The organism is Occallatibacter savannae (genome assembly GCF_003131205.1).
Classification (GTDB): domain Bacteria; phylum Acidobacteriota; class Terriglobia; order Terriglobales; family Acidobacteriaceae; genus Telmatobacter; species Telmatobacter savannae.
In genome coordinates this window covers 35,337-50,278 of record NZ_QFFY01000005.1, presented here as the reverse complement: position 1 = coordinate 50,278, position 14,942 = coordinate 35,337, and the positions used below count along the sequence as shown (strand labels likewise).

The following is a 14,942-nucleotide window of genomic DNA, read 5'->3' as shown; positions in this document are numbered from 1 at the left end:
AAGTCTGGACAGCCGCCCACGTTGAAGCCGAGGTTTGAATCAGCATTTCAGAGTGGATCCTCGACTTTGAATGGCTCAGCCACTTGTCCAGTCCGGCCCAGAGCTGAAGACTTTATAGACATCAGTGCTCTGAATAACGTTCACGCTTACGCCGACGCGAAGAAATCGCCCAGGCCCGCTCGATGCGCATGCGCGGCCATAGCCGTCTGTATCTCCAGCGCAAGCGCCAGTGCATCCCTTCCCTGCCCCGCCGTAACGAGCGGCTGCCGACGGCTCCGCACGGAACCTAGGAACGATTCGATCTCGAGGCGAAGAGGCTCGCCGGGCGTGACGGGGGGCTTCAGGAAAGATAGCCCGGGATTTGGGCTCGCGCCAAGTTCCGCCGTCCCTGCCGTGTTTGCAGCCGCGATCTTCGCCATCACAGCGGGATCAACTTGCCCGCCCGCAATGGCTGCCGCGATCTCAGGTGTGATGTCTGCATCCAGTCGGATCACGAGCAAATCCTGCCGCGCATAGTCGATCGAGACGTAGCTGCGCGGCTGGAAGAACCGCAGCTTCCTCACGCGCTCAGTGGAAACACGCGAAGCAGTGAAGTTGGCCACGCAGCCCGATTCAAACTCGACGCGCACGTTTGCGATGTCGACCTTCGGCGAAAGGATCGGCAGCCCGACCGCACGCACCTCGCGGATCGGTGACTTGACGAAGTTCAAAACGATGTCGAGATCATGAATCATTAGATCAAGTACGACATCCACATCGAGGGAACGGGGCGTGAAGATGGATAGCCGATGCGCCTCGAAGAACATGGGACGCTTCAACTCCGGTACGACCGCCAATACGGCGGGGTTGAAGCGCTCAAGATGACCGACCTGCAGGATGCGCCCATTCTTCTCGGCGAGTGCAATGAGTTCGTCGGCCTGTGCAGTGGTTGAAGCGAGAGGTTTTTCGACGAGCACATCGATGCCAGCCGCAAGCAGCGCTGACGCTACAGCATGGTGTTGGACCGTGGGTACTGCGACCGACGCCGCATTGATTTCGAGGTCCGCCCGGAGTAATTCCTCGACCGAGCCGAAAACGGGAATGGCAAATCTGGCGGAGGTCTCGGCAGCACGGGCGCCGTCCGGCTCCACGGCTGCAACGAGCGCAGTTCCTTTGCCGGCGATCTCCAACTCCCGGTAGACACGAAGATGGTTGCGGCCGAACGCGCCAGCGCCGACAGCGGCTACCCGCAGCTTGCCCTGACTTGCGATCTTACTATGCCCCTTTGCCTTCGACCGCTTTGAGGCAGCGGCCGTACAGTTCAAGCAGGTGGTTTACATGCTCCTCAGGCTTCGGGGCAGATGCGCCACTAAAACCGGTAGCGCCGGCCGCCTGACGACCTACACCAGTAGTGCCCGCAACAAATTTGAGCAGATCTAGCGCGATGTCTTCATTGCGGCGGGCGCCGAGACCCGCATTATTGATACCGTCCATAGCCAAGTAGTCTCCGAAAAATGATGCTACCAGATGGAGCGCGCAGTGGTTTGCGCGGAGCTGACCGGAGGTTTACAGCCGATTAACATTGAGATGAGCGGACATAGGTTCGCCCGTACGATCAATCAATCGTGCTCATGACGGTGCGCGCCATCTCAACATTTCGAAACCCGGTCTTCCTCCTTGCGGTCGCGGCAGCGCTCATCGCCTTTGTGGTGCAGTCGGGTGAACTGGGGACGTCCGATACGACGCACCGGCTGCAGTCAGCGCACTCGTTCTGGACCTCAGAGCCGCCCGTCTTTCCCGGTGAGTACCCGGAGTTTGGCGTCCACGGGCGAAATCACTCAATTCAAAGCTGGTTTGGTATCGGGCAATCTATTCTTTTGCTGCCCTTCGACATTGTGGGGACCGGCATCGAGAAGCTGCCGATCTTCGCTCGCTACGGCGATACAGACCCCACTGTCCGCGATATCGTGGTTGTCTATTCCACCCAAATTCTGATCACGATTCTCACCGCGCTGGTCTGCTTCAAGCTGCTTCGGGGGTTCGGATTTTCCTGCAACCATTCGGTTGCGGGAGTATTGGCGCTACTGGTGGCCACATCTCACTTGCACTACACCCAGAATATGCAGGAGAACAACTACATCTGCCTGCTTACGCTTACGGGTTTCGCGTTCGAGCATGAGTGGCTGAAGACGGGAAGCCGGCGCGCTTTGCTCATCGGCACCGGCGCTTTCGGGTTAAACCTGCTCACGCGTATTACCACCGGAATGGACCTGCTCGCCGGGGTGCTTTTTGTGCCCTTACTACTGTACTTCGATGGCGCGCGTGGGCCGGCCCTTTGGAAGCAGGTACAACGGTATGCGGCAACCGCTATTCCGGTCTTCTGCGTTTTTGGCTTCCTCGATCGCGCCTATCAGTGCTACCGATTCGGTTCATGGACGAATACCTATGCAGGCCTCGTGGCCAGGGAAACAATCGCGCGCGATCCGAGCCTGCCGCGAAACTGGCCCTGGACAACTCCATGGCACGAAGGAATTCTTGGAGCCCTGTTCGCGCCTGAGAAGTCGATCTTCCTCTTCGATCCGCTCATCGTTCTCGTTCTTGTGCTGCTGGTCCTCCACTGGCGGCGCTTAGCCCCAGCAGTTCGCGCATATGCGCTGGCTTCAGGGCTGATGCTCGCCGACTATCTCAGCTTTTACGCGCGCTACTTCGCATGGGCCGGCGATTTCGCGTGGGGCGATCGGTACGTCTCGACAGCGGTCCAACTTCTCGCGCTTCTTGCGGTTCCGCTGCTGCTCCGCTACCGGCGCGAGACAAGCAGGTTCGTCTGGAAGGGGGGCCTGTTCATACTGTTTGCGAGCGTCGCAATCCAGATTGAATCACTCATGTTCTGGTTGCCGCTCGAGATCTACCAGGAGGAGACCTTGGGCCATCCAACCTGGGTCCTGGCCCTCCGCGCCAAAAACATCGCCGCCTTTACCCTCAACAAGATGCAGGCTTGGGGCCTGAACAACGCGCCCATGACCCAGGATCCCTGGGACTACGTTCACATCACCACCTGGAATTTCCTGCCATTTCTGCTGCGCCGCGTAGGCCAAGCTCCTGCCTGGGCTGTGGCAATGGCGTTTGCAGCCTGGATCACCGGACTCGTCGCTCTGATAGCTACCCTCCTGCGAATCCGGGCTTTATACGTCAGCGGCGAATGGGAATCCAATGCTTAGGCCTCCGGGAGCCGCTGAGATACCCTGATGCCCATGCACACCGCCTACGTCGCACTCGGAGCCAACCTACCCAGCCCCGCCGGCCCCCCAGCCGCGACCCTTGCCGCCGCTGTGCTGCGTCTCAGATTGCTGGGCAACGTCCGGGAACAATCCTCGCTCTATACCACTGAGCCCGTCGGTTATGCCGATCAGCCCCGCTTCCTCAACGCCGTCGTGGCTCTCGAAACCGCTCTCGAGGCCCGGCGACTGCTCAACGAGTTACTCGATATTGAAAGAGAATTCGGCCGGGATCGTAGTGCGGGAATTCCCAATGGGCCGCGCACCCTTGATTTGGATATCCTGTTATGGAACGGGCTTGAAGTGAGCGAGCCCGGACTCGAGCTTCCCCACCCGCGCATGGCTGAACGGGCTTTTGTGCTGGTGCCCCTGGCCGAGATTGCGCCACACCTGCTGATTCCAGGCTCCGCGAAAAACATCGCCGAGCTGCTTCAGAAACTCCAAACCACTCGCAAAGGTGACGTCGATGCCGTTGTGCCAATCGCGAACGAGATGTGGCGGATTGCGGCTCGCATTTAGCCTTCTTCTGCTGCTCGTCTCAATTGACGGGTCCGTAACTCTCCGGGCCGAAAAGCCGGTCTCGCTGACCGTCAGGGTCGTCGACAGATCGGGTGCGTCAATCGCGGGCGCCGACATTCAGGAGGCGAGTGGCCAATTGCTCGGCCGCACCGACACCAGCGGCCAGGTCACGGTAAGTTGCAGCACACCCTGCCGCCTGCGTATCGCCGCCAAGGGCTTCGGCGACAAGTTCGTCGAGGCAAGCGCCAACATCACGGTTCAGCTCGACCCCGCCGCCGCCAGCCAGCAGGTCACCGTCACCGCCTATCGTGCGCCCCTCGCATCGCTGGAGAGCCCCGTAACCACTCGCACCTTGTCGCAGCCCACGCTGAGCACGACTGCCGGGTTCACAGTGGATGCCCAGGTTAGACAGCTTCCCGGAGTCGAGCTTTTCCGGCGCTCCAGTTCCCTCGTTGCCAACCCCACTTCGCAGGGCGTTAGTCTTCGCGGGCTGGGGTCCACCTCCGCGAGCCGTACCCTGGTCACCGAAGACGACGTTCCACTGAACGATGCAGTGGGCGGGTGGATCCATTGGAATGAAATGCCCGAGCTTGCCATCGATCGCATCGAGGTGCTCCGCGGCGGCGCGAGCGACCTTTACGGCTCGAGCGCGATTGGAGGCGTCCTCAATGTTGTCCCCGCCCGTTCCTCAGCATCCACGGGCGAAGTGCGATCAAGCTACGGCAGGCTCGGCACCTATGACACCAGCGCTCTGCTCGAAGCGGCTTCCGGAAAGCTGGGAATTCTCGCATCGGGTGGAGCGCTCGGCACAGACGGCTTCATCCAGATCGCACCTGGTCAGCGCGGCCCCGTGGACACTCCGTCAAACATGCATGGCCAGAACGGGCTGGTTGACCTCGACTACGGCAGCAATCCGCTGCGGTTCTTCGTACGCGGCAGCGGCTTCAACGAGGCTCGTGATAACGGAACTCCGTATCAGAAGAACGGCACCCGTCTGTGGCGTTATGTAGCGGGAAGTGACTGGCAGGCTCCGCACAACGCGAGCGCTGCACTGCGCCTTTATGGTTCCACCGAGCACTACCGGCAGACATTCTCGAGCATCCAAAGCTCCTCTCTTGCGAACTCGGCCTGCACTTTCCGCTGCGGCGAAAGCCCCACACGCTTCACACGCGTTCCCGACAACGAGCTGGGCGCGGCTGCCCACTGGAACCAGCCGATCGGGCCGGAGTTTCTTATCGTCACTGGCGCAGACGTTCACGATGTGCGTGTCTGGGACCGCGAACAGACTTTCAGCGGCGCCGGCACGCTCAGTAACCTCAATGATCGCCAGCGCGACTCTGCCGCGTACGCCGAAGCCATGTGGACTCACCAGGCGTGGACGGCGACCGCCTCCGGCCGCCTCGACTGGTTCCGGAATTTCGATGCGCACCAAGTCAACTGGAACGGATTCGCATGGGTGCCCGCTGCAACACAACCGCCCGCGATGAGCGAAAACATCTTCGATCCAAGGCTGGGCATTTCGCGCAAGCTCGGAGTGCACTTCGCCATCTCCGGCTCCGCATTCCGCGCCTTTCGCGCGCCCACCCCGAGCGAGCTTTATCGTTCCACCCAGGTCGGCAGCAAACTTACGCTGCCCAACCCCACGCTTCAAAGTGAACGAGCAACGGGATGGGAGTTTGGCGTGGCCAGCGAAGGCCGCTGGGGCATCATCCGCACCAGCTACTTCGACACTCAGGTAAATCGGCCCATCGTTGCCGTAACACTAGATCCGGCGAATCCGCTCCTGTTGAAACGCCAGAACCTCGGCCAGATCGAGAGCCGCGGTCTCAGCGTTGACTTCGAAGTCACGCCGCAGCACTGGCTGGCGCTCGAGGGCGGGTACCAATACGCGCACGCCATCGTATCGCGCGGTTCGCAGGACCTCAGCAACTGGATCCCGGAGGTCGCACGCAACATGGGGACGCTGAATCTCCGCGCCTTTAAGCCGCGACTCGGCACGCTTAGCCTGCAAAGCCGCATCAGCGGACGCCAGTACGATGACGACGCGAACCTCTTTCCATTGCATGGATACTTCAGACTCGATGCATACGCCTCCCACGATCTCGGCGCGCATCTCACCCTGTTCGCTTCAGGAGAGAACCTGTTCGACCGCGCCATCGAAGTCTCCAAAACACCCAATACCACGCTTGCAACGCCGCGCCTCGCTCGGGCAGGGCTTCAGCTCCTGTTCGGCGGAGCCAGGTAGGATATGACCGATCGATAAAATAGCCAAGTGAGCCTCCAGTTCAACCTGCTCCACACGACCGACTCCGGCGGACGCCGTGCGCGAATCGACCTCCCGCATCAGACCGTCGAGACTCCCGTTTTCATGCCGGTGGGAACCGCCGGCAGCGTCAAAGCAGTACCGCAGGACATCCTCGAATCACTCGGCGCGCAGATCATTCTTGGCAACACCTATCACCTGTATCTCAGACCGGGCCACGAAGCGATCCGCCGCATGGGCGGCCTTCATCGCTTCATCAGCTGGAATCGCGCGATGCTCACGGACTCCGGCGGATTTCAGGTCTACAGCCTTGCGCAGTTGCGCAAAGTCACAGACGAAGGAGTCCGCTTTCGTTCGCACCTGGACGGCTCCAGCCATTTCTTCACGCCTGAGCACTCCATGGACGTGCAGATCGCGCTCGGCGCCGACATCTGCATGGCGTTTGACGAATGCACCGAGTATCCGGCCGATCGCGCTCGCGCAGAGGAGAGCCTCCGCCTCACAATGGCATGGGCCCGCCGCTCGCTCGATCACTTTCGCGCGCATCAGAGCGAAGTCTCCTGGTTCAACGATTTCCAGGGCCGCTCGCAAAGCCTCTTCGGCATTGTCCAGGGCGGCATGTACCACGACCTGCGCCGCGAATCCGCCGAGCGCCTCGTCGAGATGAACTTCGACGGCTATGCCATCGGCGGCCTCAGCGTGGGCGAACCGCGCGAGCTCACCATGCAAGTCATCAGCGAAGTTCTGCCGCTCCTGCCAAAGGACAAGCCCCGCTACGTCATGGGCGTCGGATACCCGGATGAAATTGAGCAGTACGCGCGCATGGGCGTCGACATGATGGATTGCGTGCTACCCACACGCGCCGCCCGGCACGCGCTGCTCTTCACCAGCGAGGGACGCCTGAATATCAAAAACAAACAATACGCCGAAGACCAGGGACCACCAGATCCGAATTGCGACTGCATGGTCTGTCGGCGCTACTCCCGTGCCTATCTGCGCCACCTGGTGCAGTGCGCCGAACCGCTCGCTGCAACGCTGAACTCAATCCACAATCTCTCCTACTACCTTGGCATCATGCAGCGCGTGCGGGCAGATTCCGTCAGCCAGTGACTTCGCTGAACGCGGTCCGCTACGTTCATCGCAGCCAGCCGTCGACCACGCGGACTGCTATCTAGCGAGTTGTTGAACGAAGAAGTCAGCCATCACGTGGTTCGCTTCGATGGCTTCCGGCAGCTTCGGGTCATACCAGAACGCATGCGTCAGCGCGTCATACACCACAAGCCGCGCGTCCACTCCCGCCAGCAGATACGCACGATGCAGATTCACCGTCCCGCTGAGAAGCAGGTCGCGGCCGCTGGTCACAAAAAGCGTTGGCGGCAGGCCGTGCAGATCGCCATAGATCGGCGAGAGCACCGGATCCTTCGGGTCAGTGCTGGCCACGTAATAGGGATCGTGCGCACCCGGCTCCGGCGGATCAAGATGGCCTGCGAGCCCACGCAGCGCGTACATCGCGATGGAGTCGCCATTCCGCGCGAAGTCGCCCATGCCGCTAAAAATTCCAAGCGCGGCCGGCATCGGCAACCCAAGCTGCTTGATCTTCGCCGCAACCTCCGCAGTAAGAATCGCGCCCGCTGACGTTCCATAGATGACGATGTGCTTCGGCTGATACGTCTTCAGCAGCTCTTTGTACACCGCGATCGAGTCATCCACCGCGGCCGGAAACTTTACCTCCGGCGAGAGCCGATAAAGAACAGCGACCACTTTGATCTTAGTGTAGCCGGCGATCGGAATTGATTCCGTGTACGAGCCCGAGTCTGAATTGAACCCGCCGCCGTGCAGATTGAGAAGTACTTTATCGTCGTTGCTGCCGGGCATCCCCTCCGGCGTAACGATGCGCACCGGCACTCCGGCCATCTTCTGTTCCACGATCGTGTTGGGACAAATCTTCGTCCACTCTATGCGAGCGCTTGCGGTATAGGCGTCCGTCATCTTACGGCGTTGCTCGAGCGGCTGCGGTGGCCCCTGGTCCGGCTCCCGGCGGCCAAGCGACTTCTGCGCCTCCGGGCTGATCGTCTGCGGCACTGGAACCACGCGCGTGACATGAGCCGTGCCGTTCGCGTCAATGTAGCTGGTGTCGCGGTTTGGAGCTTCCGCAGCTGTCGTAGGTTTCGGCGTTGGTTGCTGCGCCGCCAGAATGGGCGCGAGGGCGATTGCGAAGCACGTGATTCGGCGAACATGTCGAGCAATCATGAGGTACCTCTACGTAACTCCCGGCGAGCGATTCACTTGAACTGTTCACCATAGCAGAAGAAGGTGCGGCAGTGACGGCCTCCACACTACCCTTCGGCGAAGCAACCGCATTCTGTGCCATAGTCATGAGTTGACGAATTAGCTGAATCTGGAGGAGGTCTGAATGATCGCTCGAATCTGGCGCGGCTCCACGAGGCCCGAAGACGCTGATGCATACGCGTCCATGCTCAAACCTGAGTTACTGCCGGGCATAAGCAAGGCTCCTGGATACCGCGGCAGCTATCTAATGCGGCGGAATCTGGATGGAGAGGTCGAATTCATCACCATCCTGATATGGGAATCGATTGAAGCACTCAAGGCTGTCACCGGCGCAAACTACACGGCATCGATCATTCCGGAAGAACGGCTCAAGTACTTGTTGCGACACGACAGCCACGCCTCTCATTACGAAATCGAATCCATGCACGGCTTGGTAGGACTGACCTGCTGACGCACTCTGTTTCTGATAGCAATGGGAGGCGCTCGCAACGCTTCCCATTGCCCCGTCGAACCGTTCAATGCTTCGGAAGGAACAGCAGCCCCGCTTTCAGCAACAACGCAGTAAGGCGATCCAGCGCCAACGGGTATCTGTAGAACACAGCTCTCACACTGCACGCGAGGAGTTCAGCAGCCTCTGCATAGGTGTACTCCTGCAGTGCAATTCGGCTGAGCAGGTCGCGATCCAGCTTATCCAGTCGGCTGATGCAGCGCTCCACATCCAGCACGAAGATCACCGCATCTTCAAAAGTCCGTACCGGACGACTCGATGCCCACCCTCGTGAAATTGGCTCGCCCAGCATTGCGGGAGCTCGCCCTACCAGCATCGAAGCGTAGAGGTATCTCTGAAGCGTCTTTTCGGTGTGCTTGCGGTAGAAAGCCAGACTGGTATCACCACCGCTGTCATGTCGGACCGATGCGGTTTGATCAAGAGTGGAACTTGGCTCTTGCTGAAGCTTCTCCGAAGCCCAGATCTGTGGCAACTGCAGGGCTGCGCTCACAGTGCGCCTCCCTCGGCGGCAGCGACGGCCCACACCCTAGGTAGATTCTTCGTGCGCGGACGACCCCGTCTCTTGCGGGTCAGCGGATCTGGGAACTTTTCGAATTTGTCCCGACAGTCAAGGCAATAAGCAGAAGTATGTTGCGAGGGGCGGCACCACAAACAGCCGCAGCCTTCGCAGATCTTTAAACCCAGAGTTATTTCTTGCATAACGTTTCGATTTATAAGCTTTCTCCCGCCACCCCAGTTGCTCCTCGACTGCCTGGCAGGTTGAAAGGAGCGCGGCCTCTGCACGCAGCGTTCTGCTGCCCTGCTGTGCAATTGCTGACGCTGCTCGAAGGAATGCGTTTGACACGATAAGCTCGCGAAATCTGGAAACAGCTCAGACAGCCGGCAGCACAGATCAATGATGGTGCGCCTCGACCACCCCGAAAACGGCTCGACCGCAGGTCTTTTCTAACACCCCAGTCTCATTGCCCAACCGCTTTGCATCTCGGAGAATGTCTCAAACTGCCCGAGTTCTAAGTGAGTCCACTCTAGGATGGCGCACCTTCTGCGTCAATCGCATCGGGCAGCAATTCTGCAGTCAATCCCCAATCTCAAACAAGCGAGCACGAGAAATGAAAGGAAAACACCTCAAATTAGTCGCCTCACAAGCGACAGCCATTGATTCTGCTGTCGCCTGCCACTGGAAGTGGGACAAATGAAGACGGTTCTAGATCTGGCGGAAACGCTACGAACGGTATTGAAAAGCAGAATGAAACGCGGCGCCCTGAGCGTTGAAATGCTTGCAAAAGACAGCTCTTTGGGGAAGTCTCACGTTTACAAATTTCTGCAAGCAAAAGCTACTGTTTCTGTCCCAGCGATGGACCGGATCATGCGCGCCCAGAAACTTGACTTGAAGTTTCTGGTCGATCAGGGTTCCAAGCCTTCGTCTCGCACCGAGATCACGCAGTTCATCCCACTCGTCTCGCACAGATCAGCGCTGCTGGAAGCCTCGTTCGGCGCGAGTGCGATCGAGAAGTGGCTGCCACTTTCGCTTGAGATTCTCGACCAGTTCCAACGCCGCGGGGTTCGGAGCAGAGAGTCCTGGAGAAGATTTGTTGCCGTACGCCTCAATCGGGAGGAGGCGAGCACCATGGACAGACTTGCCAATGAGGGAGCAGTGCTTGTCATCGACCGACACTACGGCACAATTCGTCCAAGCCACTCAGAGCAACAGAGCCTGTTCGGTGCCGTCATGGGCAGAGAACTGGTACTTGGATACGGTGATGCCATCGGAACGAACCTGGTAATTCATCCGCCCACAGCCGGGCTGCGACCGAGGGTGATCTATCTCGAGCCAAACACCGATCCCGGCAGGTACATCGTCGGGCGCATCGTGATGATCCTGAATGTCTTCCAATGATTGCCGGATGAATTGAATTACATCTCCGCCGTCATATCGGCGTTTTCAAAGCGCGTGTACCGCGAAATGAAGTTCAGATGGACCGTGCCCGTCGGACCATTGCGCTGCTTCGCGATGATGATCTCGGACTTCGCCCGGTCAGACTCGCTCATCTCTTCATCCCGATTGTAGTAGGCCTCGCGATGGATAAACATCACCACGTCGGCATCCTGCTCAATAGATCCCGACTCGCGCAGGTCGCTCAGCATCGGGCGCTTATCATCTCCGCGTCGCTCGCTTGCACGAGAGAGCTGCGACAACGCCACTACCGGCACATCCAGTTCCTTCGCCAGTGCCTTCAGCCCGCGAGAAATGGCCGACACTTCCTGCGTACGGTTCTCATATCGCTTGCCGCCCGCCGTGGGCAGCGTGGCGCTCATCAACTGCAGGTAGTCGACGACAACAAGATCGAGCCCGCCCAGCGTCTGGCGCATACGCCTGGCCTTGGCCCGCATCTCAGCCAGCGAAATACCGGCAGTGTCGTCAATGAATAGGCGGGATTCAACCAGCTGTTCAAGTCCGCGCACCAGCTTGTCGTGATCTTCGCGGCGAATGAATCCTGTCTGCAAAGCGCGCTGATCAACCCATGCCTGCGACGCGAGCATGCGTCGCAAAAGCGACTCTTTGCTCATTTCTAGGCTGAACACAGCAACGATGGCGTTGTGATTCACCGCTGCGTTCTGCGCGATGTTGATCGCGAATGCAGTCTTGCCCATCGAAGGACGCGCCGCGATGATGATCAGCTCACCCTTCTGCAGCCCGCTTGTGTTCTCGTCCAGCTTGGTGAAATCCGTCTCAAGGCCAGTGACTGCGCGGCTATTGTTGTAAAGATTGTCAATCGACCCGAAGGAGTCGGCGACAATCCGGTCCAGCGCCACCAGGCCGCCCGAAACGCCCTTCTCACTGACCTCCAGAAGCGCAGTCTCTGCTGCGCCGATCACCTCGAGTGCCGTCTCGCTCTGGTCAGCCGCGCGGGCGATCGCCGCCGAGCAGATCAGCATCAGCCTCCGCAGAAGGCTCTTATCCTTCACAATGCGGACGTAATCTTCAATGACAGGGCGAAGCGGCAGTCCCTCCGTCAGCGACGCCAGATAGGCGACCCCGCCGACGGACTCGACTTCCTTGTACCGCGAGAGTTCGTGCGACAGCGTAACGATGTCCACCGCCCGCTGCTCGTTCATCAAGTCGCTCATGCGCTGGAAGATGCGCTTGTGCGAATCGAGCGAGAAGTCGTCAGCCTCCAGCCTCTCGGCAGCCTCCGAGTGGAAAGCGTTGTCCAGCAGAATCGCGCCGAGAATCGTCTTCTCCGCGTCGATATTCGCCGGCAAACCGGCATCAAGGGATGTCAGATCAGGCAGGGTGGCCATAGCTCAAGTCGGCCGGATGGCCTTACCTGAGTTTAGGGCCAAAGGTGGGGCATTCGCCCATGTGGATTGCAAGGCGTTGTTGTGAGAAACACGCCCCGATTCGCCGGTCGGCGGGGTGGCTCATCATCGCAAGAAACGAGAAGGCCCCAACTCAACGAGAAGGGGCCAACCTGCAGCGTTAGAACGACGGCGCGGGCACCGAACACTCAGTCTCCCGCCAGCCGTCTTGCTGAGCTTATTGAACGATCGTCATACTCGCTACGCTTCCCATGTTCAGAGGGTTATCGGTCTTCATGAACGGGACAATGAACGGGTAGGAATACGTGACTGTAACCTGAACCTGATTGCCAATACTGTTGCTTCGCGACGTGGAGCAATTGATCCAGGTCGAACCGCTCTTCGTGCACCACTTCACGCTCGTGGTGGCGGTCGCCGAGTAAGGGTATCCGAGGGTTTTTACGTACTGTGCGATGTCATTGCCCGTCGCACCGTACGCATCTCCGTCGGTCGGAGAGCAATAGGCGCTGTTCTTCAAAAACTTCGCACAGTTTGCACCCCTGACAATCGCGAAGCGAGTGGCTTCTCTCGCCGCGTCGGCAGCGTAGTGGTAGCAGTAGAGCGCGAACGTCATCTGAATGATTCCGAACAACACAGGAATCAGGATAAGGCAAGATAAGGCCATCTCCACCAGTGAACTGCCCTCCTCGCTGCGCTCACGCCAACTCCGGAATTTGCTTCTTACTTTCAACACCATAGAATTCCTCAGTTATTCGACACAATCTCGGATGATTTACCTTGCAGCGTAACCGTCGGGCTGAAACCGGGAACGGTGACCATGGGAGAGAACGTTGTTTGGGTCTTGACCGTCACCGTCGTAATCATTGCAGCGTTGTGACTGAGACAGGTGCTGTTGTCAGAGCAGCTGGTCGGCGTGTAATTCGTGTTGGAACACGTGCAAGTGTAGGTGAGTGGGGTGACAACCGAAATTGCGTTGCTTCCGGTCAGGTTCGGCGAATCGCTGTTAGCAGCATTAGTGATTCCGGTAGTGTCGGCGGCCGAGGCTGCGCTGGAGCCTGCATAGACCGCTGCAGAGTGTGCCGCATTGGTCACCTCGATCGCTGCATACGCAATGCGAGCAAACTCAGCCGCGCCCAGAAGCATCAGGCACAGCATCGGTAGTGATAGCCCGAGTTCAACCAAGGCCGAGCCGTCCTCATCGGTATTCAATCGCGACTGCCTGCCATTCCTGAATAGTCTGCCAATCATTTCATTCTCCTACTGCACAAGAGTGATCAAATCGAACGGCGAAGTGGTGGGATGGGCGGTTGTGTAACTCGGGATATTGAGAACGGCGCTTCCTTTCGTATAAAGTCCCTGCGAGACCACGCCAGTCGCCTCAGCTCCGCCGCCCGCATCTTGCAATTCGATGTATGCATTCGGCGCATACACGATTCCATCGAAGGTCGAATTCGATGAACCACGCTGAATCAGCATGCAGGGTGTCACCGGCGAGGCCGGGCAGCTTCCGCTCCATGTCGTGTTCGTGGTGGGTACCATCAGTCCAATCGAATTGTACGTACCGGATGTCGGGGCAAAGACGCTCAAATCGGAGTTGCCCTGGTTCAGCTTCCCCCCGGCAAGAACGAGGGTGGCGCTTTGCTCGCCGCTGAAGGACGTGCAGGTGTAGATGCATCCAGACGGGCTTGCTGTACCAGTTCCGAAGCTCACAGATCCGCTTAAAGTGACGCCGTTCTGGAAGACATAGAGCACTCCATTCCCAGCAACACCAGACAACGTCACTCCACTATCAATCGTGACGGCATTCGAGAAACAGACAACATTGTTCGACGACGAACCGCTCGCAGCGCTTTGAGTGACCTTCCCGCTGCCGGTGGTTGAAACTGTGATTTCAGTAGCCGTGATCGTGCTTGTGCACCCTGATGACGGCATCGCGGGAATATTCAGTGGTATGGGTGGCGATTGAACCGGGGCGTTATACGATGTCACGGTTGGCCCGGGAAGCCCCGAGTTGTCGTTGCCAACGATCGCGAGACTCGGAGTAGTCAGGGTTGCGTTGCCGTTATAGTCCACAGCGTCACTTTTGTTGGAGTTCACGTAGACGCCGCAGCCCGGCGCGTTGATTGACGAGCCGCCATGCATAGTCAATTCACTAGAGAGCGCGGCTCCTGTCAGGTAAATACAGTTGTTGCTCGTACCTGGCCACCCTGCCACGGCCATCGCAGAGACGTTGATCCCGTTCCATTGATTGCTCTTGAACATCCATTGGCTCATGGTCGCCATGAAGATGGTTGGGCTCGATTTCGAGAGCTGCACTTCCACGCACGACGTACAGACCACGCTACCGGGCTGAAGGGTAGGGCTGACGGTGACCATGACAACATTTCCAGTTACGCTGTTGTCCACCCCGTTTGCCGCTGCTGCGGCGTAGGCTCGCGGCTTGATGTTGGCCGAAGAGGTCCCGTTGTAATACGCCTCTGTAGCCGCCGCCATGGCGGCCGCGTCCGCCGCAGCCTGCATTTGCCTACGGGCATTGAAGAGCACACCCACATCCACCGCAAGGCCTAGACAACCCAGCAGGCAGGCCATGCAGAAGGCTGTCATCACAAGCACTTGTCCTTTTTCCTCGCGAAGAATTCTCATGCGCTTCCTTCACACAAACGACGAAATTGAACTCAAGACCTTCCGCACCCACGCGAAATCTGCGCCTAAGTGCAGCGCGAATCGCGCGTTTCCCAAGGGGAGCCCAAAAGCGGAACGTGTGTGAATTCTAGGAAGTAAGTAGAGG

At 58.9% G+C, this 14,942-nt stretch carries 14 protein-coding genes; 6 read left to right on the top strand and 8 right to left on the bottom strand.

Annotated features, from left to right (window positions below):
• Positions 1-146 precede the first annotated feature (146 nt).
• Both DHV10_RS18095 and DHV10_RS18090 read right to left on the bottom strand, forming a co-directional pair.
• Positions 147-1,304, bottom strand: a complete 1,158-nt coding sequence (locus DHV10_RS18095) for a Gfo/Idh/MocA family protein (protein ID WP_338042627.1) — start codon at positions 1,302-1,304, stop codon at positions 147-149.
• Positions 1,255-1,473: a hypothetical protein gene (locus DHV10_RS18090; protein ID WP_109487810.1), complete on the bottom strand. Its 219-nt coding sequence runs from the start codon at positions 1,471-1,473 to the stop codon at positions 1,255-1,257. The genes DHV10_RS18095 and DHV10_RS18090 overlap by 50 nt, the downstream gene beginning before the upstream one ends.
• 137 nt (positions 1,474-1,610) lie before the next feature.
• Here DHV10_RS18090 and DHV10_RS18085 point away from each other — a divergent pair, with 137 nt between their 5' ends.
• Genes DHV10_RS18085 through tgt form a run of 4 tightly spaced genes read left to right on the top strand, consistent with a single transcriptional unit; the run spans position 1,611 to position 7,146 of the window.
• Positions 1,611-3,197, top strand: a complete 1,587-nt coding sequence (locus DHV10_RS18085) for a hypothetical protein (RefSeq protein WP_109488265.1) — start codon at positions 1,611-1,613, stop codon at positions 3,195-3,197.
• Between the two features lie 27 nt (positions 3,198-3,224).
• Positions 3,225-3,773, top strand: a complete 549-nt coding sequence (folK, locus tag DHV10_RS18080) for a 2-amino-4-hydroxy-6-hydroxymethyldihydropteridine diphosphokinase (protein ID WP_239461902.1) — start codon at positions 3,225-3,227, stop codon at positions 3,771-3,773.
• Positions 3,757-6,018: a TonB-dependent receptor plug domain-containing protein gene (locus tag DHV10_RS18075; protein WP_162601644.1), complete on the top strand. Its 2,262-nt coding sequence runs from the start codon at positions 3,757-3,759 to the stop codon at positions 6,016-6,018. Before folK ends, DHV10_RS18075 begins: the two co-directional genes overlap by 17 nt.
• Before the next feature lie 27 nt (positions 6,019-6,045).
• Positions 6,046-7,146 (top strand): tRNA guanosine(34) transglycosylase Tgt, encoded by a 1,101-nt coding sequence (gene tgt / locus DHV10_RS18070; RefSeq protein ID WP_109487808.1) that lies wholly within the window; start codon positions 6,046-6,048, stop codon positions 7,144-7,146.
• A gap of 57 nt (positions 7,147-7,203) precedes the next feature.
• Here the strand turns inward: tgt and DHV10_RS18065 are convergent, their stop codons facing one another.
• Positions 7,204-8,286: an alpha/beta hydrolase gene (locus tag DHV10_RS18065; protein WP_109487807.1), complete on the bottom strand. Its 1,083-nt coding sequence runs from the start codon at positions 8,284-8,286 to the stop codon at positions 7,204-7,206.
• A 163-nt stretch (positions 8,287-8,449) separates the two neighbouring features.
• On the opposite strand from DHV10_RS18065, the gene DHV10_RS18060 reads away from it, so the two are divergent.
• A complete protein-coding gene (locus DHV10_RS18060; protein WP_109487806.1) occupies positions 8,450-8,776 on the top strand; it encodes an antibiotic biosynthesis monooxygenase in 327 nt (108 codons plus the stop codon).
• A 64-nt stretch (positions 8,777-8,840) separates the two neighbouring features.
• Here DHV10_RS18060 and DHV10_RS18055 read toward each other — a convergent pair whose 3' ends face one another.
• Positions 8,841-9,323, bottom strand: a complete 483-nt coding sequence (locus DHV10_RS18055) for a sigma factor-like helix-turn-helix DNA-binding protein (protein ID WP_109487805.1) — start codon at positions 9,321-9,323, stop codon at positions 8,841-8,843.
• Between the two features lie 876 nt (positions 9,324-10,199).
• On the opposite strand from DHV10_RS18055, the gene DHV10_RS18050 reads away from it, so the two are divergent.
• Entirely contained in the window at positions 10,200-10,730 is a 531-nt protein-coding gene (locus DHV10_RS18050) for a hypothetical protein (RefSeq protein WP_162601643.1), read from the top strand.
• 17 nt (positions 10,731-10,747) lie between these two features.
• Here DHV10_RS18050 and dnaB read toward each other — a convergent pair whose 3' ends face one another.
• From dnaB to DHV10_RS18030, 4 genes are all read right to left on the bottom strand, one after another.
• Positions 10,748-12,136, bottom strand: coding sequence for a replicative DNA helicase (gene dnaB / locus DHV10_RS18045; protein WP_109487803.1), 1,389 nt, complete (start codon positions 12,134-12,136; stop codon positions 10,748-10,750).
• Between the two features lie 235 nt (positions 12,137-12,371).
• The gene (locus DHV10_RS18040; protein WP_109487802.1) at positions 12,372-12,890 is read right to left on the bottom strand and encodes a TadE/TadG family type IV pilus assembly protein; all 519 of its coding nucleotides are present in this window, start codon (positions 12,888-12,890) and stop codon (positions 12,372-12,374) included.
• Between the two features lie 8 nt (positions 12,891-12,898).
• Positions 12,899-13,402 carry a TadE/TadG family type IV pilus assembly protein gene (locus DHV10_RS18035; RefSeq protein WP_109487801.1) on the bottom strand — a complete coding sequence of 168 codons (504 nt, stop codon included), beginning with the start codon at positions 13,400-13,402 and terminating at the stop codon, positions 12,899-12,901.
• Positions 13,403-13,411: 9 nt separating this feature from the next.
• Positions 13,412-14,797, bottom strand: a complete 1,386-nt coding sequence (locus DHV10_RS18030) for a pilus assembly protein TadG-related protein (protein WP_109487800.1) — start codon at positions 14,795-14,797, stop codon at positions 13,412-13,414.
• Between the last annotated feature and the right edge of the window lie 145 nt (positions 14,798-14,942).